Origin of the sequence: Pseudovibrio sp. Alg231-02 (genome assembly GCF_900143565.1) — a bacterium.
Lineage (GTDB): Bacteria > Pseudomonadota > Alphaproteobacteria > Rhizobiales > Stappiaceae > Pseudovibrio.
The window spans coordinates 144,529-165,664 of record NZ_FREX01000004.1 but is presented as its reverse complement, the minus strand read 5'-3'; the positions used below and the strand labels follow the sequence as shown (position 1 = coordinate 165,664).

At 54.6% G+C, this 21,136-nt stretch carries 26 protein-coding genes; 11 read left to right on the top strand and 15 right to left on the bottom strand.

Annotated features, from left to right (window positions below; genetic code table 11):
* Window positions 1–228 precede the first annotated feature (228 nt).
* The gene (locus tag DHN43_RS13135) at window positions 229–1,215 is read left to right on the top strand and encodes an NADPH:quinone oxidoreductase family protein (protein ID WP_108818888.1); all 987 of its coding nucleotides are present in this window, start codon (window positions 229–231) and stop codon (window positions 1,213–1,215) included.
* 2 nt (window positions 1,216–1,217) lie between these two features.
* Entirely contained in the window at window positions 1,218–2,009 is a 792-nt protein-coding gene (locus DHN43_RS13130; protein ID WP_108818887.1) for an SDR family NAD(P)-dependent oxidoreductase, read from the top strand.
* A 156-nt stretch (window positions 2,010–2,165) separates the two neighbouring features.
* On the opposite strand, the gene DHN43_RS13125 is transcribed toward DHN43_RS13130, so the two are convergent.
* The 3 genes from DHN43_RS13125 to DHN43_RS13115 all read right to left on the bottom strand — a co-directional run bounded on the left by DHN43_RS13125 (window position 2,166) and on the right by DHN43_RS13115 (window position 5,807).
* Complete coding sequence (locus DHN43_RS13125; RefSeq protein WP_108818886.1) at window positions 2,166–3,281, bottom strand: acyl-CoA dehydrogenase family protein; 1,116 nt, start codon at window positions 3,279–3,281, stop codon at window positions 2,166–2,168.
* 11 nt (window positions 3,282–3,292) lie between these two features.
* Entirely contained in the window at window positions 3,293–4,483 is a 1,191-nt protein-coding gene (locus tag DHN43_RS13120) for an acyl-CoA dehydrogenase family protein (RefSeq protein ID WP_108818885.1), read from the bottom strand.
* A 64-nt stretch (window positions 4,484–4,547) separates the two neighbouring features.
* Window positions 4,548–5,807: an acyl-CoA dehydrogenase family protein gene (locus DHN43_RS13115; protein ID WP_244306729.1), complete on the bottom strand. Its 1,260-nt coding sequence runs from the start codon at window positions 5,805–5,807 to the stop codon at window positions 4,548–4,550.
* 347 nt (window positions 5,808–6,154) lie between these two features.
* On the opposite strand from DHN43_RS13115, the gene DHN43_RS13110 reads away from it, so the two are divergent.
* From DHN43_RS13110 to DHN43_RS13090, 5 genes are all read left to right on the top strand, one after another.
* The gene (locus DHN43_RS13110) at window positions 6,155–6,988 is read left to right on the top strand and encodes an SDR family oxidoreductase (protein WP_108818884.1); all 834 of its coding nucleotides are present in this window, start codon (window positions 6,155–6,157) and stop codon (window positions 6,986–6,988) included.
* A gap of 7 nt (window positions 6,989–6,995) precedes the next feature.
* A complete protein-coding gene (locus tag DHN43_RS13105) occupies window positions 6,996–7,466 on the top strand; it encodes a MaoC family dehydratase (protein ID WP_063310245.1) in 471 nt (156 codons plus the stop codon).
* The gene (locus DHN43_RS13100; RefSeq protein WP_108818883.1) at window positions 7,463–8,374 is read left to right on the top strand and encodes an SDR family NAD(P)-dependent oxidoreductase; all 912 of its coding nucleotides are present in this window, start codon (window positions 7,463–7,465) and stop codon (window positions 8,372–8,374) included. Before DHN43_RS13105 ends, DHN43_RS13100 begins: the two co-directional genes overlap by 4 nt.
* Before the next feature lie 85 nt (window positions 8,375–8,459).
* Complete coding sequence (locus DHN43_RS13095; protein ID WP_108818882.1) at window positions 8,460–9,497, top strand: phosphotransferase; 1,038 nt, start codon at window positions 8,460–8,462, stop codon at window positions 9,495–9,497.
* A gap of 5 nt (window positions 9,498–9,502) precedes the next feature.
* Window positions 9,503–9,928, top strand: a complete 426-nt coding sequence (locus DHN43_RS13090; protein ID WP_208986525.1) for a GFA family protein — start codon at window positions 9,503–9,505, stop codon at window positions 9,926–9,928.
* 70 nt (window positions 9,929–9,998) lie between these two features.
* Here the strand turns inward: DHN43_RS13090 and DHN43_RS13085 are convergent, their stop codons facing one another.
* From DHN43_RS13085 to DHN43_RS13050, 8 genes are all read right to left on the bottom strand, one after another.
* Window positions 9,999–10,754, bottom strand: coding sequence for an ABC transporter ATP-binding protein (locus tag DHN43_RS13085; protein ID WP_108818881.1), 756 nt, complete (start codon window positions 10,752–10,754; stop codon window positions 9,999–10,001).
* On the bottom strand, window positions 10,751–11,536 hold the full coding sequence (locus tag DHN43_RS13080) for an ABC transporter ATP-binding protein (protein ID WP_108818880.1): 786 nt from the start codon (window positions 11,534–11,536) through the stop codon (window positions 10,751–10,753). Before DHN43_RS13080 ends, DHN43_RS13085 begins: the two co-directional genes overlap by 4 nt.
* Window positions 11,530–12,399 (bottom strand): ABC transporter permease, encoded by an 870-nt coding sequence (locus tag DHN43_RS13075; RefSeq protein WP_108818879.1) that lies wholly within the window; start codon window positions 12,397–12,399, stop codon window positions 11,530–11,532. The genes DHN43_RS13080 and DHN43_RS13075 overlap by 7 nt, the downstream gene beginning before the upstream one ends.
* Window positions 12,386–13,330 carry an ABC transporter permease gene (locus DHN43_RS13070; RefSeq protein WP_108818878.1) on the bottom strand — a complete coding sequence of 315 codons (945 nt, stop codon included), beginning with the start codon at window positions 13,328–13,330 and terminating at the stop codon, window positions 12,386–12,388. Before DHN43_RS13070 ends, DHN43_RS13075 begins: the two co-directional genes overlap by 14 nt.
* Before the next feature lie 65 nt (window positions 13,331–13,395).
* On the bottom strand, window positions 13,396–14,952 hold the full coding sequence (locus tag DHN43_RS13065) for an ABC transporter substrate-binding protein (RefSeq protein ID WP_108819038.1): 1,557 nt from the start codon (window positions 14,950–14,952) through the stop codon (window positions 13,396–13,398).
* Between the two features lie 35 nt (window positions 14,953–14,987).
* Window positions 14,988–15,359, bottom strand: coding sequence for a DUF2946 family protein (locus tag DHN43_RS13060; protein WP_159096849.1), 372 nt, complete (start codon window positions 15,357–15,359; stop codon window positions 14,988–14,990).
* A gap of 261 nt (window positions 15,360–15,620) precedes the next feature.
* Window positions 15,621–15,983, bottom strand: a complete 363-nt coding sequence (locus DHN43_RS13055) for a DUF2946 family protein (RefSeq protein WP_063287985.1) — start codon at window positions 15,981–15,983, stop codon at window positions 15,621–15,623.
* A 233-nt stretch (window positions 15,984–16,216) separates the two neighbouring features.
* Window positions 16,217–16,915 carry a putative metalloprotease CJM1_0395 family protein gene (locus DHN43_RS13050; RefSeq protein WP_108818876.1) on the bottom strand — a complete coding sequence of 233 codons (699 nt, stop codon included), beginning with the start codon at window positions 16,913–16,915 and terminating at the stop codon, window positions 16,217–16,219.
* 254 nt (window positions 16,916–17,169) lie between these two features.
* Between DHN43_RS13050 and DHN43_RS13040 the strand changes: the two genes are divergently transcribed.
* Complete coding sequence (locus DHN43_RS13040) at window positions 17,170–17,805, top strand: TetR/AcrR family transcriptional regulator (RefSeq protein WP_063287854.1); 636 nt, start codon at window positions 17,170–17,172, stop codon at window positions 17,803–17,805.
* A gap of 110 nt (window positions 17,806–17,915) precedes the next feature.
* Here DHN43_RS13040 and DHN43_RS13035 read toward each other — a convergent pair whose 3' ends face one another.
* Entirely contained in the window at window positions 17,916–18,305 is a 390-nt protein-coding gene (locus DHN43_RS13035; RefSeq protein WP_063295888.1) for a MerR family transcriptional regulator, read from the bottom strand.
* Window positions 18,306–18,396: 91 nt separating this feature from the next.
* Here DHN43_RS13035 and DHN43_RS13030 point away from each other — a divergent pair, with 91 nt between their 5' ends.
* The 3 genes from DHN43_RS13030 (at window position 18,397) to DHN43_RS13020 (ending at window position 19,545) form a co-directional block, all read left to right on the top strand.
* Entirely contained in the window at window positions 18,397–18,720 is a 324-nt protein-coding gene (locus tag DHN43_RS13030; RefSeq protein ID WP_063287986.1) for a hypothetical protein, read from the top strand.
* A 4-nt stretch (window positions 18,721–18,724) separates the two neighbouring features.
* On the top strand, window positions 18,725–18,940 hold the full coding sequence (locus DHN43_RS27410; protein WP_082596645.1) for a GDCCVxC domain-containing (seleno)protein: 216 nt from the start codon (window positions 18,725–18,727) through the stop codon (window positions 18,938–18,940).
* 86 nt (window positions 18,941–19,026) lie between these two features.
* A complete protein-coding gene (locus tag DHN43_RS13020) occupies window positions 19,027–19,545 on the top strand; it encodes a DNA topology modulation protein FlaR (RefSeq protein WP_108818874.1) in 519 nt (172 codons plus the stop codon).
* A gap of 8 nt (window positions 19,546–19,553) precedes the next feature.
* Here DHN43_RS13020 and DHN43_RS13015 read toward each other — a convergent pair whose 3' ends face one another.
* The 3 genes from DHN43_RS13015 to DHN43_RS13005 are packed head-to-tail and all read right to left on the bottom strand — an operon-like array spanning window position 19,554 to window position 21,025.
* Window positions 19,554–19,931, bottom strand: coding sequence for a GFA family protein (locus tag DHN43_RS13015; protein WP_108818873.1), 378 nt, complete (start codon window positions 19,929–19,931; stop codon window positions 19,554–19,556).
* Window positions 19,932–19,988: 57 nt separating this feature from the next.
* Window positions 19,989–20,426, bottom strand: a complete 438-nt coding sequence (locus DHN43_RS13010; protein WP_108818872.1) for a hypothetical protein — start codon at window positions 20,424–20,426, stop codon at window positions 19,989–19,991.
* On the bottom strand, window positions 20,423–21,025 hold the full coding sequence (locus DHN43_RS13005) for a TetR/AcrR family transcriptional regulator (protein ID WP_108818871.1): 603 nt from the start codon (window positions 21,023–21,025) through the stop codon (window positions 20,423–20,425). Before DHN43_RS13005 ends, DHN43_RS13010 begins: the two co-directional genes overlap by 4 nt.
* Between the last annotated feature and the right edge of the window lie 111 nt (window positions 21,026–21,136).

Sequence of the window (21,136 nt, the reverse complement as noted above, 5' to 3'; positions counted from 1 at the left end):
CTTTCCATGGATTGAGCACTCATCATGGGAATATCTTCGCTGTTGCATGTAAACGGATGATGAGAACAAGGAGAGCTTCCATGAACCGTGGTTTCCTGATTGCGAAGCGGCTTGCTCAAATTATTCAGGTTTGCTGAGAGGGGAGGGGACTTGCACCTAGCGTTGTGGTTGCGCTCAAGTTGTTTCCGTAACATACTCACGGGTATGTTTTGATTTGGGAGGGAAATCATGCGTGCTGTTGTCTGCTCAGAATACGGACCACCAGAAGCTCTGCGTGTGGAGAATGTTGAACGCAAGGAACCGAGGAAAGGACAAGTGCGGATTGCGGTGGAAGCTGCAGGCGTCAACTTTCCAGATACGCTGGTGATTGCGGGTAAGTATCAGATCAAGCCACCAATGCCGTTTGTTCCAGGCGGTGAAGTTGCGGGGAGAATTGAGGCCGTAGGTGAAGGCGTCACTCAGTTTGCACCGGGTGATCCCGTGATGGCGCTTTTGTTGCAACAAGGCGGATACGCGGAGGAGGTTGTGGTTGATGCCTCTGCTGTCATGAAGCGGCCAGAAGCGATGGCTGCTCATGTTGCCGCCGGCTTTACGATGACCTACGGCACCTCCATGCATGCGTTAAAACAACGTGCGCAGTTACAACCGGGCGAAACACTGCTGGTGCTGGGCGCTGGCGGTGGTGTCGGGCTCACGGCTGTTGAACTGGGCAAGGTCATGGGCGCCAAGGTGATCGCTGCTGCCAGTTCCGCTGAAAAGCTGGACGCCGCGCGGAAAGCGGGTGCAGATGAGTTAATCAACTATTCCACGCAGGACCTGAGAGAGCGTCTTAAGGAGATCACGGGCAAGGCTGGCGTTGATGTTGTGTATGATCCGGTTGGCGGAGAGCTCTTCGAACAGGCACTCCGCTCAACAGCCTGGAATGGTCGCGCACTGGTTGTAGGCTTTGCTGCTGGCGATATCCCATCAATCCCCACCAACTTGCCTCTGCTGAAGGGCTGTGCCGTTATGGGCGTGTTCTGGGGTGCGTTCCGCATGAGGGAGCCGGATAAGGACCTTAATAACTACTCAGAGCTGTTTAAATGGTTCCAGGAAGGCAAAATCAACCCGACTGTTAGTAAGAGCTATTCTCTGGAGGAAGCTCCTCAGGCGCTTCGAGACCTCATGGAGCGACGTGTGGTAGGCAAGGTTGTTCTGGAAACCGGGAGGGAATGAAGATGCAACCCAGATTTGCAGGTCAGGCAGCCCTGATTACGGGCGCAGGCAGCGGCATTGGCCGCGCGACCGCGATCCGACTGGCGGAAGAAGGAGCTGCAATCGCTCTGGTGGATCTGAATGAGGACGGCCTTGATGAAACCGCAGGGCTGTTGCCAGAAGGTTGCCGTGCGCGGGTCTATGTCGTTGATGTTGCGAATGAGGAAGCAGTTGAGAGCTGCGTGGATGCCGTTGAGAACACCTTTGGCGGTATAAGCGTTCTTTGCAACAATGCCGGGGTCATCTGCCAAGGCTCGTGGGGCGGAAGCCATGAGGACTTCAGCGACTGGCTCAAGGTTTATGAGGTGAATGTACTCGGCGCAATGCTATTCACCAAGTACACCCGCGAACAGCTCAAGGCTTCAGGCCAAGGCTCTATTGTGAATACTGCATCCGTTGCTGGAATCAGAGCAGGTGCTGGCGGCAATGCCTATAGCGCGTCCAAAGCTGCGCTCATCAATTTTACAAAAACATCCGCCTGTGATTTTGGCGAGCATGGTGTGCGTGTAAATGCGGTTTGTCCGGGGCTCATTGAGACCGGCATGACAAAACCTGTGTTTGATCACGCCCGCAGTGTTGGCAAAGAAGACAGGCTCGGCTCAAGAGCGGAACTGCGTCGGCACGGTGATCCTGCTGAAGTTGCAGCAACAATCGCTTTCCTTGCCAGCCGCGATGCCAGCTTCATCACTGGCCAGGCCCTCGCAGTTGATGGTGGAAATACATCCTCCCTCAACATGCCGGGTATGAAGATCTGAGATGGTTTTGGTTAGCCAAAAATAGAAAGAGCCAGTCTGCAACACCGGGCAATGCTGTTGCGGACTGGCTCTCGCTGATCCAAAGGGGTGGACCAGATGGCTTCAATTATGAAGTTACTTTAGAAATAATCACAAGTAGAATTACGGATTATACAGTTAAAGACCCCGTGTTTTTAGCAGAAAGTCTATATGGTGAGCACTGTCACCCAGCATCTCTGTTAACACCCGATCGTGTTTCATGAACAGTCCGACGTCAACTTCGTCGGTCATACCGATTCCACCATGCATCTGCACCGCTTCTTCTGTTGCCACGCGAGAAACCTTAGCAACCTTGGCTTTGGCTGCTCGGGAAAGAGCCTCTGCCTTATCGCAGGTTGTATCTATTGCCCGTAACGCGGAAGAGATGAGTGAAGCTGTTTGTTCAATCTGGCAATAAAGGTCGGCCATTCTGTGTTGGAGTGCCTGAAACATGCCGATTGGAACACCAAATTGTTTTCTTTCATTCAGGTATGCTGTTGTGCGCTCTGCAACTTCTCTTGCAACTCCAAGTTGCTCTGAGGCTGCAATCGCACGACCTGAGCGGAGCGTGGCTTCCAAAACAGTCGCGCCCTTATCAAGCGGACACAGCAAATCCTTGCCATCCAGATGCAAATTGCTGATCTGAATGTTCGCCGCATTGCGGCTGTCCAGCATAGCGTTGCGCTCTACCTCAACTTCCGCCGTGCTTGGATCTACCAGAAAAAGCCCAATGTCTTCGCCGGTTTTTGCAACAACAATCAGCCGGTCGGCGTTGTAGCCATCAAACACCGCGCGTTTTCTGGCGTTGAGAATGAAGCCGTTGCCGTCCGGCTCTGCCGTGGCTTTGATGCGGGACGGGTTGTGCTTTGCTCCCTCATCTATGGCCAGTGCGATGACTGCGTCGCCAGTCGCGATCTTCGGTCCCCACTCGCTTAGATGCTCACCACCAGACTGACGCAGTGCAATTGTGCTCAAAACAGCGGTGGAGAGGAACGGAGAGGCCGTCAGGTTGCGACCCATTTCCTCAGCCACAAGGCCCGCAGCGCGGTGGCCAAAGTCATATCCGCCAGCGTCTTCCGGCAGCAACATGCCAAACCAGCCCATGTCGGCCAGTGTTTTGTGAAGCTCCTGATTGAAGCCAAGCGTCTCTTTCTGGTCGCGCAGATCACGCAGTGCCTGAACCGAGGCATTTTCTGCCATAAAACCAGAGGCTGAGTCCTTCAGAAGGGTTTCTTCAGAGCTGAAAAGTTCCATATTTTCTCTCCTTAACCCAGTGATGGCAGGCGCAGCACTGCCTTAGAAATGATGGAGAGCATGATCTCCGAGGTGCCGCCTTCAATGCTGTTGCCTTTGGAGCGCAGCCACGAGGCAGACTGGTTGCCGATGCCGTTGTTCTCTTCCGGCCCAGACAAGGCTTCCAGCCCTCCAGCCTGTACAACGAGGCTCTGGCGGCGTTTGTTCAGTTCTGTGCCGAGATACTTCAGCTCTGCAGAACGGGCGCCCAGCTGGTTGCCTGCGCGGTGGAAGTCTTTTGCAGCTGCAAGATGGGCGGTCAGTGCCATTTCATCAATCAGGAACTCCCCGATATCAGCACGAAGAAGCGGGTCATCCAATCGGCCTGTCTCATCCAGCCCAATGGAGTCGATCGCAGTTTCATAAAGGCCAGCGGAACCGCCAAAAATTGCATCCAGATTGCTGACCATTTCGCGTTCGTGGGTCAGCAGATACTTGGCGATTGTCCAGCCGTTGCCGCGCTCGTCAACCACATTCTCCATAGGCACCTTCACGTCATCGAAGAATGTTTCGCAGAACGGAGAACTGCCGGAAATCAGGCGGATTGGCTTGGTGGAAACACCCTCGCTGGTCATATCAAACAGCAGGAATGAGATGCCTTTGTGTTTCTTCGCATCAGGTTCGGTGCGCACCAGAGCAAAGATCCAGTCTGCTTGATCTGCGTAGGAGGTCCAGATCTTCTGACCGGAGACGAGGAAGTGGTCGCCCATATCCACGCCCTTGGTTTGGACTGATGCCAGATCGGAGCCGGATCCGGGCTCTGAGTAGCCCTGACACCAGCGAATTTCACCGCGGGCAATCTTGGGCAGGTGCTGCAGCTTTTGCTCGTGAGAGCCGTATTTCAGCAGAGCAGGGCCAAGCATCCAGATGCCAAAGCTTTCCAGTGGAGACATGGCGTTGATGCGCGTCATCTCCTCTTTGAGGATCTTGGCCTCGTCACCGTTCAGGCCGCCGCCGCCATACTCTTTCGGCCAGCTTGGCACGGTCCAGCCACGCTCGGCCATGCGCTCCAGCCATTGCTGTTGTGCTTCGGACTTAAAGGTCCAGTTGCGGCCACCCCAGCAGATATCGCTCTCTGTGGTGACTGTCTTGCGCATGTCTTGCGGGCAGTTCTCTTCCAACCAAGCCCTTGTTTCCATGCGGAAATCATCAAGTGATGTCATTGCGTTCTCCCTGTTTTGGAGTGCAGATGCAAAGGATAAGGAGAGCGAAGGCTCTCCCGCCCTATCAGATCTTTTCCTGAGTATGTTTGCGCAGCTCGGAGCGGCCAATGAAGTTGCGGTGCACTGCGTCCGGGCCATCCGCAAAACGTAAGGTGCGCAGGTTCATCCAGTTGGTTGCCAGTGGGGTGTCCTGAGAGATGCCCTGACCACCAAACATCTGCATAGCTTCGTCTGTAACTTTAAGCGCCATGCGCGGTGCAACAACCTTGATCTGGCTGATCCAGAACGCCGCTTCACGGGCGGAGGCATTGTCCATCATCCATGCGGCTTTCAGGCAGAGAAGGCGGGCCTGCTCAATCTCCATGCGGCATTCGGCTATGATGTCGAAATTGGCGCCCAGTTTGTAGAGCTGCTTACCAAAGGCTTCGCGGTTGATGGAACGTTTACACATCAGCTCAAGCGCTTGTTCCGCTTGTCCAATTGCTCGCATGCAATGGTGGATGCGACCCGGGCCAAGGCGGCCTTGTGCCACTTCAAAGCCGCGCCCTTCTTCCAGAAGCAGGTTTTCGGCAGGAACGCGTACATCCTCAAACCGCAGGTGCAAGTGTCCGTGAGGGGCATGGTCATGACCAAACACCTGCATCGGTCGCAGCTTGGTGATGCCCGGTGTGTTCGCGTCCACCACGATCATGGAATGCTGCTGATGCTTGGTGCCGTCTGTTGGCGTGTGAACCATAGTGATGTAAACCGCACAGCGCGGGTCGCCAGCGCCAGAAGACCACCACTTCTCACCGTTCAGCACATAGTGGTCTCCATCTCGCACGCAGGACATGCGGATGTTGGTGGCGTCGGACGAGCCGTGGTCTGGCTCAGTCATCAGGTAGGCTGAGCGAATCTCGCCGTCCAGCATGCGCTTCAGCCAGGTTTCCTTCATCTCCTCGGAGCCATAGCGCTCAAACACCTCCATGTTGCCGGTGTCAGGGGCGTTGCAGTTGAATACTTCTGGTGCAAGCGGAGATTTGCCCATCTCTTCAGCCAGATAGGCGTATTCAACTGTGCTGAGGCCGTAGCCGCGCTTGGAGTCTGTCAGCCAAAAATTCCAAAGGCCTTTGGCGCGTGCGCTTGCCTTGAGGCTTTCCAGAATCTCGGTCTGTCGCTGAGTATGTTGCCAGCGGTCTCCCACCGGAATCTCATCATGAAATTCATCCTCGAGGGGCATGATTTCATCGCGAACCATGCTGCGCACTTGTTCCATGAGTGGCGCTACACGCTGGCTTACCCCAAGGTCCATAGCTGGACGTTCGGCTAATAAAGTGTCGCTCATGATTGACCCTCCCAAGACATCTGAGCTCTTTTGTCTTTACAGACCCGTGGGGAAATTCCACTTATTATCAGAGGGATAGGTGATCATGAGCTCCCACACAAAATCAAAATCCCAGGCCGGAGAGACAAAAGAAACGAGCTAAAAATTTTGCTTTACAACTGTTGATATACGGAAACATACTACTGAGTATGTTGTCAACTGCGCGCGAAGATGAGCACGCTTGACCATTGGTTTAAGGTGGCCTCCCCAAAACGTGGGTGGCGGTAACTGAATGAAGAAACGCCTGAATCAAGTCGCGTGAGATGCGGTGGCAGATCGAAGAACACTATGGGAGGTAGGGTGTCTTCATGGGATATCTTGAGGAACTGTTTGGTGTCGCTGGCAAAACAGCGCTGGTAACAGGTGGTGGAACCGGCATTGGCCGTATGGTTGCCACTGCACTGGCAGAAGGTGGCGCCCGCGTCTTCATCTGCTCGCGCAAGCTGGATGTGGTTGAGAAGACAGCACAGGAGATCAATGCGAACCTGAAAGCCAACAACCCGGAGGCTGCCGGATCTGTTGAAGCGTTTCAGGGAGATGTTGGCTCTGAAGAGGGCGTGTTGGCTCTTGCTGAAGCTGTGCGTGAGCGCAGCCCAAAGCTTGATATTCTGGTCAACAATGCTGGCATCACTTGGGGTGAGCCACTGGGCACCTTCCCATATTTTGCATGGAAGAAGGTGATGGATGTCAACGTGGCTGGCCTGTTCCACCTAACCCAGACTTTGTTGCCAGAGCTGAAAGCTAGCGGACGCCCGGATGACCCGGCCCGGGTTATCAATCTGGGTTCGGTCATGGGCTCCACGCCGATTGGGGATGGCGCTTACTCTTACTCAGCCTCAAAGGCCGCAGTGCACCAGCTGACGCGTATCCTCGCAAAGGAGCTGGCGAAAGAACACATTACATTCAACGGTTTCGCACCGGGCCCGTTTCAATCCAACATGACAGCGTTTGCAACGGGAACGGACGAAAAAGCCGCGCATGTCGGGAAAGGTGTGCCACTTGGCCGGATCGGGCACCCTGATGACATCGCGGGCGCGACGCTCTTCCTTTGTGGCAAAGGCGGGTCTTATGTCACGGGAGAAGTGATCCCGCTGGATGGTGGCATTCATATCGCCACAGGCACCAATTTGTTTGGACAGTGAGGGGCTTATGGAACTGACCATAGAAGAACTTGAGACCCGGGTTGGCCAGCAGATAGGCTTGTCTGACTGGGTGGAGGTGGATCAGTATATGATCTCCACCTTTGGCAAACTGACCTTTGATGAGCAGTTTATCCATATGGATCCTGAGCGCGCCGCGGCTGAAACTCCGTTTGGCGGTACCATCGCCCACGGGTTTCTCACGCTTTCGCTCGCCAGCAAATTCGCCATAGAGACCTTGCCGGATGTGAAGGGGCGGACCATGGGCATCAACTATGGTTTCAATAAAATCCGCTTTTTACATCCTGTCGCCAGTGGTAAGCGCATTCGGGGACGTTTCACTCTGGATAATCTGACCCGCAAGGGAGATGGTCAGATCCTTCAGGAGTTTGGTCTTTCAATTGAGATTGAGGGTGTCGAAAGCCCTGCGTTGGTCGCACAATGGCTGACAATGACGTTTTTTGAGGAGGTAGCTGCATGACGCAGGACACGATAAATTTTGCCGGTCAGGTAGCGATTGTTACGGGCGCAGGCGGTGGGCTTGGCCGTCTTTACGCGCTGGACCTAGCTGCGCGCGGCGCTGCGGTCGTGGTGAATGATCTGGGCGGCTCTGTTGATGGTTCCGGTTCGTCCGCAACCGCTGCTGAAACGGTTGTTGAGGAGATCAAAGCAGCAGGCGGCAAAGCAATCGCCAATGCTGCGGATGTGACGGATGAGGCTGCTGTCAACGCTATGGTGGCGGACACCATTGAAGCATTCGGGCGCGTTGATATTCTCATCAACAACGCTGGCATCTTGCGCGATAAGTCCTTTGCCAAGATGGAAATGTCCAACTGGAACAAAGTGGTAGACGTGCACCTCAATGGCGCAGCACTCTGCACCAAGGCCGTCTGGAATGTGATGAAAGAGCAAGGCTATGGCCGCATCATCATGACCACATCTCCATCCGGCATCTATGGCAACTTTGGGCAAGCGAACTACGGCGCTGCGAAAGCAGGCCTTTGGGGCATGATGAATACGCTTGGCCTTGAAGGGGCAAAAAGTAACATTCACATCAACTGCATCGCACCTTCTGCTGGCACACGCATGACAGAAACAATCATGGATGCTGGCACGCTGAAGATGCTTGCGCCGGAAAACATCACGCCTGCTGTGGTGTTCCTGTGCTCTGAGGCTGCGCCAACCCGTAAGGTGCTTGTGGCCGCTGCTGGCACCTACACACTGGCTGAAATGGTTGAAACACAAGGCATTCATCTGGCTGAGGGCAACCGTACACCAGAGGCAATTGCTGCCAACTGGGGCCGTATTGCTGACTGCACAGATGCGGAGCCGGTGAACAGCGCCATGGAAGGTGTCGCCAAGCTGGTAAAGGCAATGGCCAACGCCTGAACCTAAAAGCCGATAAGGAGCCTGACTGTTCACGGGACGGAGGAACCGTCAGGCAACCGGATGTTTCATGGAAGGAGGGGAGCCCATGACGAACGCCTTGCATACATTAGAGAAACCAGCGCTACAGGCCTATCTGAAGCAGCACATACCGGAGTTTGGTGAGCTTCTGGAGATTGAGAAATTTCCGGGCGGCCAATCCAACCCAACCTACAAGCTGGTGACCTCTGATAAGACCTATGTCATGCGAGCTAAACCTCCGGGAACCTTGCTGAAATCCGCCCATATGGTGGATCGCGAGTATCAGGTGATGACGGCTCTGGCGAGCAGTGATGTGCCTGTGCCCAAGACCTATCATCTGTCTGAGGACGACTCTCCAATCGGCACAATGTTCTTTGTGATGGAGTATGTTGAAGGGCGAATTTTCTGGGATCCTGCGCTGCCAGAGTGCTCTAATGAAGAGCGTATGGCGATCTTTGCGGAGATGAACCGCGTGTTGGCCGCGCTGCATGATGTCTCTCCCAATGCCGTTGGTCTGATGGACTATGGCAAGCCCGGCAACTACTTCGAGCGGCAGACCGGGCGCTGGATCAAACAGTACAAGGCCTCAGAAACCGTCACGATTCCAGCCATGAACCGGCTGATGGAGTGGCTGGAAGCGAACATGGTGGAGGATGATGGTTCGACTTCGCTGGTGCATGGGGATTACCGGCTCGACAACCTGATTTTCCATCCCACAGAGCCACGGATTGTGGCTGTGCTGGATTGGGAGCTTTCTACGCTTGGCCATCCGCTGGCGGACCTTGCCTATCAGTGCATGCAGTGGCGTTTGCCGTCTTTCAAAGGTTTGCGCGGTTTGGCAGGGCTGGATCGTGTGGCGCTCGGTATTCCGCTTGAAGAGGAGTACGTACGCCAGTACTGTATGCGTCGCGGGCTTAGCGAGATTGAGAACTGGGAGTTCTATCTCGCGTTCTCTATGTTCCGATTAGCCGCAATTATTCAAGGGGTTGTAGCACGTGCTGAAGCAGGCAACGCCTCCAACCCGCAAGCCGCAGAAATGATGCGAAAAGCTGTCCCCCTCATCGCCGGCATGGCCTGTGAGGTGGTTGGCGAACTGGTGGAGTAACGAGTGTGAACAAGCGATCCGGGCGTTGTATGTGCGGGGCGGTGTCCTACAAGATTGAGGGTGATCCTGTGGTTACGGCTCAATGTCATTGTGAGGAATGCCGGCGGGTGAGTGGGACCGGCCATACGGTTGGTGCCATGTTCCGGGCTGATCAGGTGAATATCTCGGGCGAGCTGGGCGAATATCTTTACACCTCTGCCAACGGCTCAAAAGTCACCAAAGCCTTCTGCCCAGGTTGCGGAAGTCCGATCTATGGCCGCAACACCAACGCGCCTGACCACATGACGTTGCCGCTGGGTTCCATGGACAACGCGGATGATCTGGAAATTGAGGTCGTCATCTTTGACCGCGACAAACCGCATTGGGATGCCCTGCCAGAAACAGCGGCGATCTTCGAAACCCAGCCAGACTGGAAGCCTGAGAAGGCGTGAAGCCTAAAAGAAGTGCTCCACAAACAACAATGCCCGCCTAAATGGGGTTAGGCGGGCATGATAGCGAAGTTCAGTTAAGGGCAGCAGCAGGGGCTGAGTATTTCGAGATCTCGACAAAACGACGAGATAGCTGATGCTCAGGGGCTGCGAAAAACTCATGTGTTTCCTTGTGTTCTACGATCCTGCCGCCATCCATCACTGCGATGTCATCGGCCAGTTTTGCCAGTGTTTGCAGGTCGTGTGAGATGATCAGGAGGCCCATGTTCATCTCTGCCCGCACCTTGCGCAGCAGGGAGGTTATCTGCTCCTGCGTCACCAGATCCAGCGCGGAGAGCGGCTCATCCAGCACCAGAAAGCGCGGTTTAACAGCCAAAGCGCGTGCCAGTGCAACACGTTGGCACTGGCCGCCGGAAAGCTGATGTGGTCGTTTGACTGAGCAAGTTGCATTCAACCCAACCATATTTAACAGGTCTCTTGCCTGTCGCTGGCGTTCAGCCTTGGGCAGTTTATGGATGGCTTTGAGCGGCTCGCAGATTAGGTCCAGCGCACTCAAGAAAGGGCTCAAAGCAGCCAGAGGGTCCTGCCACATGTAGTGGATGATATTTCCGGTTTTGCTGAGGTCGGGGAAGAAGATCTGGTCGTTGTGAAACAGCGTCTCCTGTGGTGCGGGGATGATCCCCGTCATCGCCTTGGCAAGCGTTGATTTTCCGCAGCCGGAGCGGCCTACAAGGCCGGTTGTGCGGGAGGGATGCAGGGTTAGGCTGACTTGTGAAAGCACCTGATTAGAGCCGTAGGCGATGGAGAGGTGTCTTGCTTGCATGGTCATAGCTGAAGTCTTTCCATAGCGCCTGTAATTTCTGCGGTCGCGCGGTGGCAATCCGGAGCGATTGGCTGGTTCAGATCGCAGGCGTCAACGAGTTGGCCAGCGTCCATCACCAGCACAGAGGTGCAGGTTTGGCGGACAATGCGCAGATCGTGGCTGACGAACAGCAGAGCGGAGCCAGTTTCCTGCTGCACCACGTTGAGAGCTTCTAGCGTTTCGTGCTCTGTGATGACATCAAGGCCAGTGGTCGGCTCATCAGCTATCAGAATAGTTGGCTTTAAAATCAACGCCATAGCCATCATCACCCGCTGCTTCATACCACCACTCAAAGCATTGGGGTACTGCTTCAGGCAGAGCTTGGGCAGTGAAACCGCTTCGAGTGCCTGAAGGAGAGCATGGTGTGCAGCTTGACCGTGCAGTGAGAGGTTTCTTGCAGTTTCAAGCAGCTGCGTTTCAATGGTCAGGCTGGGGTGCAAGGCGCTGCCGGGGCTTTGGAAGATACAGAAGATGCCGGTGCCTCGGATCTGCTGCTTTTCAGCAAAAGGCATTGCCAGAAGGTCGTTGCCTTGAAACCGGATGGACCCGCTTGAAGCTGCCAGAGGAGCACGCAACGCGCCTGTAATCGCGTGGCAGGTCAATGACTTACCGCAACCGGATTTGCCGATCAGACCTAATCTCTGGTTGACCGCAAGATCAAAACTGACGCCTTCAACCAGCGGCTCGTTGTTCTGCGCACTGTTGGAAATGGTGAGGTTATGCACCTGAAGAAGGGGGATTTCTACCATCTGTAGGGTCTCCTCTTGTCCAGCTGAAAGCGGATGCCTTCGCCCACCAGATTGAAACTGAGAACGGCGAGGATGATGACGATGCCGGGTGCCAGCACCACGCTTGGGCGCTCTGCGAAGAAAGGCCGTGCTTCGTTAAGCATGGCGCCCCATTCCGCAGCAGGTGGTTGAGCCCCAAGGCCGAGGAAGCTGAGGGAGGATAACACCAGCAAAAGCCCAGCCATTTCAAGGGAAAGGACCACCAGCAGCGGGGGTAAGATTTGCGGAAGGATGTGCCGCCCGATGATGCTAAGCGGCTTTTGTCCGCATTGGCGGGAGGCTAAAACGTACTCTTTTGAAGCTGCTTCCAGCGTTAATGTGCGGACCAAACGGGCGAGGCTTGGCCACCAGGCTAGGGCGACGCCGATGACGGCGGAGGTGAGGGAGGCGCCCAGATAACCGATGATGGCAAGGGCGAACACCAGCATGGGAAACGCGAGGAAGATATCCGCAATCCGCATCAAAACCGCATCAACCCAACCTTTGCAGAGGGCGGAGAGCAGGCCCACGGGCAGTGCGATGGCGAGGATAAGTCCGGCTGTTGTCAGCGCTGTGCCAAGAGAGAGTGCGGTTCCTGTCATCAGGCGGGAGAGGATACACCGGCCCAGATGGTCCGTTCCGAGCGGGTAAGTCAGATTGGGAGCGCTGAGGCGGTGGAGCAGGTCAATCTGGTTGGGCGGGTTGGGGGCGAAGGCTTCGCCGCCAATGGCAAGCACGATGAAGAAGCACAGGAAGAGCCCTCCCAGAAAAAATGTAGTTCTGCCTCTGAGGAGCTGTGTTGCCCGCGAGAGGGGGATAGATTTTGCACTATCAACGTACGCCATGGTCATCCTCCTTGAGTTGAGGCATGAGCCAATGGTTCGTCAGGTCCGCCGCAAAGTTCGCCAGAAAGAACACCAGCCCCATAAACAGCAGATACGCCTGCAGGATCGCAAAGTCCCGCTCCGCAATGGCTTGCAGGGCGAGCTGTCCCAGACCGGGCAGGTTGAAGATATTCTCAATAATCACAGACCCACCTAGCAGGGAACCGAAAGAGATGGCCCAGTTGGTGATGAGTGGCGGCAGAATGGACTTCAGCACGTGGCGGCCCAGAATAGTGCGCCGTGACAGGCCTTTAGTGATCGCAAGGCGGATGTAATCCTCGCTCATCACAGCGATAATCCGCTCCCTCACAAGGCGGCTCATCACCGCCGCGTTGCCGAGCGTCAACGTGATCACTGGCAGGATCAAATCTTGCGCATTGCCGAAATGCAGCAGTTTGAACCACCCCAGACCCAGCGCGAACACCGCCAACAGAAACAGCGCCAGCCAAAAGGAGGGTACGGAGACAAGAAACATGGTCAGCACGTAGAGGCTAGTAGAGACCGATGTGCGCTGTGATACAGCGGTTACGGTGCCAAGCACCAGCGACAGGGCCAGCGAGCTGACGAATGCCAGAACGGACAGCGTTGCCGTGATGGGCAAGTGCTCCTTGAACAGCTCCAACACAGGACGGCCTGACGCGATGGAGGTGCCCAGATCCAGTCGGAACAGATCCAGCAGCCAGATAAAGTAGCGCTGGATCAGTGGCTTATCCAAGCCATACTCCACCCGCAGCGCTTCCACCTGCTCAGCAGTGAACGACACGCCGAGACGGCGCAATTCCATCTCAATAGGATCGCCGGGGGTGAGGCCGATGATTAAAAAACCAATCAGGGTCATGCCAAACAGAGTTGGAATTCCCGAAAGCGTGCGCTTGAAAACAAACGGCTTCATGTGCTGATCTTTCGTGAAAAGGCAGCACAGATCATGGTGTTGCAATGACCTGTGCTGCGCATCTCTTATTTGGTTTGGGTAACCTGACCGTAATCGATCCAGTCAGCGTGCTCGAACATTGGAATGCTCAGACCCGGACGGGACAGATTGAAGTTTGGCACCATCAGGATTGGAATAGCAGCCAGTTTGGTCTGCACGATTTCGCGGTGCGCTTCACGAACAAGTTCAATGACTTCTTCGCGGCTTTGCGCCTGACGGGCATTGTCGAGGATGGTGTCCAGCTTGCCACCCGGTGCGGTGTACTGGTAGCCCCACGGGGTTTTGGAATGGAACAGGTTGTACAGCAGGTAAGTTGGGTCTGCATTGTTGTTAGAGGCAAACTCCATGTACAGATCCGCTTCGCCGGTTGCCAGATAGGTGTCGTCGTAAACGCCTGAATCATCAACCTGCACCAGCTCAATGTCGATGCCGATAGTGCGGAACATCTGCTCCAGCAGCTCTGGCATTGGGCGCACGCTGGAAACGTTCGGATAAGCGGCTACAAGGCGAAGCTTCAGCGGCTTGCCGTCCTTGCTGCGCATGCCATTGCTGCCTTTGGTCCAGCCAGCTTCATCCAGCAGGGCTTCTGCCTTCTGGGTATTGTAGTCAAAGCCGTCCACGTGCTTATCGCCAAGACCAAACATCCAGTCTGGCAAAATGCCTTTTGCAACAACGCCTTTGCCGTTGAACAGCACTTGTGCCAGCTGCTCGCGGTTGATGGCATAAGCCAGCGCCTCACGCACACGCTTGTCCTTCAGCGTGTCATATGGCGCTTTGCCGTGCAGGTTGGTCAGCAGCGCCACGTAACGGATTGGGCGGGACTGGTGCACCACCACGGAACCATCTTTTGGCAGGCTCAGCAGCATCTGTGGGGTGACTTCAGCAACGATGTCGACCTCTTTGTTCTGCAATGCCAGCAAACGCACCTGATCATCTGCAATGAAATGATAGGTGATGTTTTCAACCTTCGGCGCATCCCCCCAGTAATCCGCGTTGCGTTTCATGCTGATGGATTGCTTTGGCTTGTAGCTGTCCAGCAGGTAAGGGCCTGTGCCAATTGGGTTTTCTGCACGCTCACCGTTTATGGAGAAAAGGGAGGCTCCACGGTGGGTCATGTTTTCAATGACCAGAGAGGAATTGATTTCGGACTTGAAGGTGAAGGTGTAAGGCCCGGTCTGATCAAAGCTGTCCTGATCAATCTGCAGGAAGTCGGAGCGGCCTTGATCGTAGAGTTTCAGCCCATCAATGGCGGCTTTGGCGTCAAAGGTCTGCCCGTCATGGAACTTGATGCCTTCGCGCAGCTTGATGCTGTAAATGCCGTCTTTGTAGTCCCAGGTCTCAAACAACACGCCTTGCGGAATGAAGTTTTCGTCTGGCTTAACAGCCGTTTCAACAATCTGCCCGGCTGGTCGGCGGGTGGTGAAGTTGAACTTCTTCGGGTCGACACTGTAGCGGTCTTTTTTCACTGCAATGCGCAGCTGTTGAATGTCTTCCGCCTGCGCAGCTGGCACGCCGGAAATCAGAGCAGGAAGAGACGCTGCAAGCACACCGCTGACGCCAAGGAGTTGTTTGAATTTATTCATTTCAGTTCCAATCATTGTCTGTAATCGAGAGAAAATCAGACAAAGACAGGAGGCGCCCGTGGAGCATGGCTTCGCCGCAAAATTGCGTAGTGTCCCACCTCGTTGTGGGCAAAGACATGCTTTGGTTGAGTGGTTTCAAGGATGAACACGCCCAAAGGAGCGGAAGAAGGAGACTTTAGCGCGGCAAACGAAAAAACGCAGAACGCATTGTTCTTTTTATCTTTTTGCTCCTCATCCTCATCAGAGGTTTCAATGAAGATCTGCTGAAGGCCCTGTGCAGTACAGATTGAAATTTCAAAACCATCCGCACCCGCACGCGGCATCATGCCGGGCGGTGCAACAAGCTGCAGGATCACAAACCATGTTGCGAGCCAGCAGGCCAGTACGGTGGATGGTTTCAAAGCCAAGTGAACGCACCTTGCGCTTGATGAGCAATCAGAGCCAACCTCAAACATTGCCGAGATTGAGGGATGAGCTGTTGCAGGCGTTGAGCTCTGCAGGTCCGAATGCATGCAAATGTGGCATTGGGTTTTCTGACAAGCAGCCTGCAGAAAACCTGAAATTGCCATGGGTTTGCATGACGGAACAGGAATGTCCTTTGATAAAATAGCCCTTTTATGTCAGCAAATTAGCCACAATAAGAAAGGCTGGGACAAACCAATTTATGCTCAGACGGGAGGTGCTCTGGGTGCAGCGATGCGCACTGTTGTTTCAGCAAGCGCAACGCTTGTTGGCAGTGAAACTACATCGATAGGAAGGGGTGACCCGCCAAACTCTGTGTGAGGAGACGTGCTGAGGGCCTTTGCAACAACACTGCCAAATGCGCAGTTGTCGTAGGCCTTCTGCTCTTCAGCTTGCGGGAGTTCGTTGCCTTGCTCGTCAAGAAGGACTGTTCGCATACCTTGCGCGGTGCAGATGACAATCTCAAAGCCGTCCTCACCGCCGGACACCATCATGCCGGGAGGAGCAACAAGCTGCATCAACACAAACAGTGCAGCAAATACAGTCGCTTTGGCTTTTGTCAGTTTCACAGCAAACTCGAGTGACGCTAAGTACATTTCCGCCTTAGGCCACTACAAAAACCAAGTCAATGACTTTTACTTATATGCACCGCAACTCTATGAAAATTTTTTAACAAGTTCTGTCAGGTATTTAGCTCGTAGAGTTATTTTAAAACTCCGAAAAACATCATGATTTCATGGCGTTGTTGCACGCTTGTGGGGTGCTGAGGATTGCTGCTGGGTGAGGAATGCTCAGGTGAGCGTTAAACTGCCGCGGCTTGATAAGCCTGAGTTGCATTGAGCAGCAGTGCAGATGGATCAGAGGCGGTTTCAGGGTATTCCTGAACCTGCAACAGAGATTGTAACCCACTGACTTCGCTTGCTTCTTGCTCTTCCTCGCTGCCGCCAAGGTTCTTCTCGCGCAGCTCGGTATAGGCCTGCGCCAGATTCGTCTGGGCTTGGGCTGCAACGGCCTGATCCTGACCGGATGGCTGAGCGGGCGCAAGAGCTGCTGCGATCACTGTGTTCAGCTTGGCAATGCTGGCTTCCGGGTCACCGGAAACGGGGGCAGAGTCAATTGAGACTTCGCCGCCAATAGCATAGCTGTGACCATCCGGGCCGCGAGTCTCCGTATAACTCGGCGCTCCGGCGTAGGCACCGCCTGTTGCTGCATGGGCTTGTTCGTGCGCGCGAACTTCCGCGTCGCGTGTCTTAAGCTCTTGAACCTGCTCCTGTTCTCCATCAGAAAGCTGTCCGTTTTCATTCTTGGACTTTTCAGAGGAAGAGGAAGCCGCTACCGGGTTGGCAGAAAGGTCGCTTTTGATGGTGACGGAGTCTTTTGGAACCGCATGTTCAACGGAAAAAGACGTGGATTCCTGCTGGTTTACGCGTGCGGGTTGAGCTGCGTTGTAAGACGCAGAGCGAGCCAGTCCGGTAAATGAGGATCCAATTCCATCTATCATAGGTTGAACTTATACTAGGGACTGGTGCTTCAGGTAAAGGAATTTCTGATACACAATTTCGTTAGGTATGCTAGGGTTTTGCTTCGGGTGGGGACTGTAAACCTGTGTATTTACAGCGCATTCCTGAAATGTGCCTGCTGGTTTTCGGGTAGGACTGGGCGCAAGAAAGATGCTTTAAAGCAGTTTGTCGGATTCAGATTGCAAGCAAACTGGGTTAAAGGGAAGGCAGCGGGAGCCTTTAGGGGAATACGGGAATGATCGAAGATTTGAGCCGGTCTCAGCAGGAGATATTGGACGCTGCTGCGGAGTGCTTCATGAGGATGGGGCCGGATGTGGCTTCCATTGATGATATTGCCGGTCTGCTTGGGTCTACAAAGGGGCGTGTTTACCACCATTTCCGCTCCAAGGGTGAGCTGCTTTATGCCGTGCGCCTGCGCTCTGTTTCCCTGCTTATGGAACGGGTTAGCCCCATTGCAGCGCAACACATCCCCCCTGTCGAGAAGCTGCGCGCCATGTCCATTGCCCATGTGCTGCGCATCCTCAAGTTCCTGAGCTATCACCGTGTTGTCAGCGAAGACACCCGCATGTTTTTCCGTGGTGCGGCCAAGCCTCATGAAACACAGATGATCGAACAAATCATCGAAATGCGCCGTGCCTATGAGAACCTGTATCGCGGTGTGCTGACAGAAGGCATTGAGGCTGGTGTGTTTGCAAAGCAATCAGTCTCCATCACCCTGCACTCCATCATCATCCTGATGAACGGCCCATGCTTCTGGTACTCACCGCGCGCTGAGCAAACCGACAAGGATCTGGAAGAAATCGCCCGCAGCGTTTCTGACCTGGTGCTGCGCGCCGTGGTGGCTGATCCAGCTCTGCTGGAAGAGACTTAATCCCCGCTTACAGAGGGGATATCTCGTTTGCGTTGAAATGTGCGTTGCTTTGCGCGATTTAGCGTTTTTCTGCGTTGCTATGTTTTTGCTGGTTGGGCCAGCTAAGCACATCAGTCTGCGTGCAGACGATCCAGCAAAGGGCATTGCAGATTGCCGCTGGCGCAGTTTCCCATGAGCTCTTCGAGCGCTTTTTCCAACTGTCGAAGGCTTTCGATTTTTTCCCGAACAGACTCCAAATGCGCTTTGCTCATGTCATGGGCGATTTTGCAGTTCTCGTCTTGCTGCTCACCGAGGCTGAGAAGCGCTTGTGCATCTTTGATGGTGAATCCCAGATCCCGGCAGCGTTTAATGAAGCGTAACTGCCCGATCTCCTTCTCGGAGTAGGCGCGACGTCCGTTATCCCCGCGCGCAGGTTTGATAACTATGCCTTCGCGCTCGTAATAACGGATCGTTTCAATAGCAACGCCACTGCGCTTAGACGCTTCGCCAATCGCGAACATGTGATCACTCCTGCCTTGATCCTGTAGTTACTACAGCATTTATAAGCATGCGGCAGAACCATCACAACTGCGATGACGAATGGATTTGCCGATGAAGACCTTTTTAAAAATGAACCATGCAGGCTCCTTTGCCTCTCTGGGAGTAGCCACCTGCTGCGTGCTCCCCATTGCTTTGATGCTTGCGGGCCTTGGTGGCGGTTGGTTAGCCGTTTTTGGCAAAATTGCCGCGGCAAGCTATTTTGTGCTGACTGCGTCCTCTTTGCTGCTGCTGACCGCGTGGGGCACTGCTCTCTATCGCGGAGCACTAGGCCAACTGCAGTGGCACTTGCTGGTGAGTACACTCGTGACGGCGCTGGCATGGGCAATCGTTTTGAACGAGACCGCAATCAACGACCACCTGATCAGCCTGATGTGACGCCATGACAGAAACAGTTATCCTTGAAAGCACAGTAACTTGCCCGGAATGCGGGCACAGCGAAACTGAAACCATGCCAACAAACGCCTGCCAGTGGTTTTATGACTGCAAAGCCTGCGGAACCTTGCTGAAGCCTCTCCCCGGCGATTGCTGTGTCTACTGCTCCTACGGCACAGTCCCATGCCCCCCAATCCAACAAGACAAAAGCTGCTGCGGGTAGGGCATTACTCAGCAGGGGCTGTTGTGGTGGTATTGCGATTCAGATAGTGATTTGAACCGATCTCTCGGAACCCATGCAGGTTTTAGATGCGAAGGTTGATTGTTACTGGTGCAAACGGAACAGGCAAAAGTTTCGTTGCAGCTCGAATGAGTGCTGCGCGTTCCGAAATACCGTTGGTGTCTTTCGATGCAATCAAATTGACGAGTAACTGGCAACAACGATCAAGATCAGAAGTCGACAGGGACCTGTCGCAACTCGTGGCAACCGATGCCTGGATCCTTGAAGGTGGGCCAAGTCTTTTGCCGCTGGCCCTTCCACGAGCGGATGCTGTTGTCTGGCTTGATCCACCTGAGCTGGTTAGGACATGGCGCCTGATAGCGCGTCCGTGGCGCAACATTGGCAAGACACGCCGGGAACTGCCTGCAGGAAACTCGGACTGGCCGCTTCAGCAATACCGCTTCGCAGCTCGCAGCCTCAAAAATGGTTCAAGACTTCGCCGCAGTATCAGCACCTGTTTGGAAAGCGCCACAAACCAGTGCATTTGGCATTGCCGAAACCAACACGATATCGAAACCGCGCTCCATGATTGGCAAGCTTCTGACTGAAGAACAAGCTAGTCCTCAACCCGATCCTTCTCGTAGGTTTTTGCAACCGGAAACTTGGGCAGCCAGGTTTCGCGGCGGGTGGTCCAGAGTTCATAGGTTGGGGTCATCTGGTTGGGTTCGTCCAGAGCGCCCAGATGGACCTCGACTTCGCCTTCACTGGTTGAATAGACGGAAGATCCGCATTTTGGGCAGAAGAAGCGGCCTTGATAGGCGTTTACTTCGCCCTCAACACTGACTTTCTCCTCAGGGTAGACCGCCGAGGCATGGAAAACGGCGCCGTGATGTTTACGGCAATCAAGACAATGGCACACTCCAACCCTGTCCGGCTCTCCCGTCGCCACAAGGCGAACTGCGCCGCACAAACATCCACCCGTGACCCGCACCATCCCGATTCTCCCCCGTTATCCGGCGGGCAGGGTACTGTGAAAATGGCCTAAGACCAACTACCCCCGCACCATTGCCCATCTCACGATGAGAGCGGCTACAATCATTTCGACCCAGGCCAGTGGCAAGGCGGTCAGGACGACTTGGGTGGTGGCCAGGTTCATGTTCCAAAGGCCAAGCCAAAAGATGACAAAGACCGTTGCCCAGATTGCGCTGCCTGCGTAAAGCGCGTTGCGAATGGTTGGGCCGAACCGTTCCAGCAGCACCCAGCTGAGGCCGGTTGCTGCGAGCACCAGCACCGTGTCCCACACGCCCCAGATCATAAACACCGGCAGGTTCATGGGGGCTACGTCCTGAAGTTGCGGAAGTGAGCTGCGCATCAACGGCATGACGAAGGCGAAATAGCGAAAGACCTCGGAAGCGTTGATCCAAAGCAGGTTTAGCAGCAGGGCGAGCCAGAAGGCTCCTTTGAGATTTGAGGGAGCAATAGCAGTCATGGGGCCGAAATCCGTTTTCTGATGGTTTCCAAAAATTGTCTGGTGCTGGCGCGCAGAAAATCACCGTCTTGAGTGAGGCGGGAGGTGGACCAGAGGCCGTTGGTGAACACCACCAGCACCCCCGCAAGCAATTCCAGCTCTTCAGCGCTCAGTTGGTGCGTTGCAGGCGTTTCGTTGCGCAACGCATTGAGAAAACCCAGCTTGAGGCGGGCATTGTGTTCTTCCACCTTGGCCAGAACGTCCGTGTCGTGCGGCGCAACCTCAGTTGCAGAGTTGGCGACAAAGCACCCCGGGCCCGGAAGGCCTGTTTCCTCTGCCCGGCTGATTTGCGCTTCAAAGTAGTTTGCGACTTGCTCCAGCGTTGCATCAGGCTGCTCTACCTGAGTGAACGCCGGTGAGACAACGAGGTCCTGATAGCGTTGGAAACATGCGAGGAACATCTGCTTTTTGCCGCCGAATGCGCCGTAAATGGCGTGACGGGTGGCTCCTGTTGATTTCACGAGATCATCTAGGGAGGAGGCATGGAAGCCGTTCTCCCAAAAATGCCCCAGTGCGCGGTCGGTCAGGTTCTGTGTGGTTATGTTGGCTTTTCTTGGCATGACTCAGTTGATATCAGAATGATCGTTCTGAATCAAATCAATCCCACAGGAGACGGTGATACTGGCAAGCTAGCAGACGATCACCCAGCCTTCATCCCACCTATGAGAAGC

What these genes read in the sequence shown, in the direction of transcription:
- DHN43_RS13130 (WP_108818887.1), top strand. Translation starts at nt 1,218, where the DNA reads ATGCAACCCAGATTTGCAGGTCAGGCAGCCCTGATTACGGGCGCAGGC.
- DHN43_RS13065 (WP_108819038.1), bottom strand. Translation starts at nt 14,952, where the DNA reads ATGAATAAATTCAAACAACTCCTTGGCGTCAGCGGTGTGCTTGCAGCG.
- DHN43_RS13010 (WP_108818872.1), bottom strand. Translation starts at nt 20,426, where the DNA reads ATGACTGCTATTGCTCCCTCAAATCTCAAAGGAGCCTTCTGGCTCGCC.
- DHN43_RS13005 (WP_108818871.1), bottom strand. Translation starts at nt 21,025, where the DNA reads ATGCCAAGAAAAGCCAACATAACCACACAGAACCTGACCGACCGCGCA.
- DHN43_RS13105 (WP_063310245.1), top strand. Translation starts at nt 6,996, where the DNA reads ATGGAACTGACCATAGAAGAACTTGAGACCCGGGTTGGCCAGCAGATA.
- DHN43_RS13100 (WP_108818883.1), top strand. Translation starts at nt 7,463, where the DNA reads ATGACGCAGGACACGATAAATTTTGCCGGTCAGGTAGCGATTGTTACG.
- DHN43_RS13030 (WP_063287986.1), top strand. Translation starts at nt 18,397, where the DNA reads ATGAAGACCTTTTTAAAAATGAACCATGCAGGCTCCTTTGCCTCTCTG.
- DHN43_RS13075 (WP_108818879.1), bottom strand. Translation starts at nt 12,399, where the DNA reads ATGGCGTACGTTGATAGTGCAAAATCTATCCCCCTCTCGCGGGCAACA.
- DHN43_RS13115 (WP_244306729.1), bottom strand. Translation starts at nt 5,807, where the DNA reads ATGAGCGACACTTTATTAGCCGAACGTCCAGCTATGGACCTTGGGGTA.
- DHN43_RS13015 (WP_108818873.1), bottom strand. Translation starts at nt 19,931, where the DNA reads ATGGTGCGGGTCACGGGTGGATGTTTGTGCGGCGCAGTTCGCCTTGTG.
- DHN43_RS13050 (WP_108818876.1), bottom strand. Translation starts at nt 16,915, where the DNA reads ATGATAGATGGAATTGGATCCTCATTTACCGGACTGGCTCGCTCTGCG.
- DHN43_RS13020 (WP_108818874.1), top strand. Translation starts at nt 19,027, where the DNA reads ATGCGAAGGTTGATTGTTACTGGTGCAAACGGAACAGGCAAAAGTTTC.
- DHN43_RS13120 (WP_108818885.1), bottom strand. Translation starts at nt 4,483, where the DNA reads ATGACATCACTTGATGATTTCCGCATGGAAACAAGGGCTTGGTTGGAA.
- DHN43_RS13125 (WP_108818886.1), bottom strand. Translation starts at nt 3,281, where the DNA reads ATGGAACTTTTCAGCTCTGAAGAAACCCTTCTGAAGGACTCAGCCTCT.
- DHN43_RS13080 (WP_108818880.1), bottom strand. Translation starts at nt 11,536, where the DNA reads ATGGTAGAAATCCCCCTTCTTCAGGTGCATAACCTCACCATTTCCAAC.
- DHN43_RS27410 (WP_082596645.1), top strand. Translation starts at nt 18,725, where the DNA reads ATGACAGAAACAGTTATCCTTGAAAGCACAGTAACTTGCCCGGAATGC.
- DHN43_RS13095 (WP_108818882.1), top strand. Translation starts at nt 8,460, where the DNA reads ATGACGAACGCCTTGCATACATTAGAGAAACCAGCGCTACAGGCCTAT.
- DHN43_RS13085 (WP_108818881.1), bottom strand. Translation starts at nt 10,754, where the DNA reads ATGACCATGCAAGCAAGACACCTCTCCATCGCCTACGGCTCTAATCAG.
- DHN43_RS13070 (WP_108818878.1), bottom strand. Translation starts at nt 13,330, where the DNA reads ATGAAGCCGTTTGTTTTCAAGCGCACGCTTTCGGGAATTCCAACTCTG.
- DHN43_RS13040 (WP_063287854.1), top strand. Translation starts at nt 17,170, where the DNA reads ATGATCGAAGATTTGAGCCGGTCTCAGCAGGAGATATTGGACGCTGCT.
- DHN43_RS13110 (WP_108818884.1), top strand. Translation starts at nt 6,155, where the DNA reads ATGGGATATCTTGAGGAACTGTTTGGTGTCGCTGGCAAAACAGCGCTG.
- DHN43_RS13135 (WP_108818888.1), top strand. Translation starts at nt 229, where the DNA reads ATGCGTGCTGTTGTCTGCTCAGAATACGGACCACCAGAAGCTCTGCGT.
- DHN43_RS13035 (WP_063295888.1), bottom strand. Translation starts at nt 18,305, where the DNA reads ATGTTCGCGATTGGCGAAGCGTCTAAGCGCAGTGGCGTTGCTATTGAA.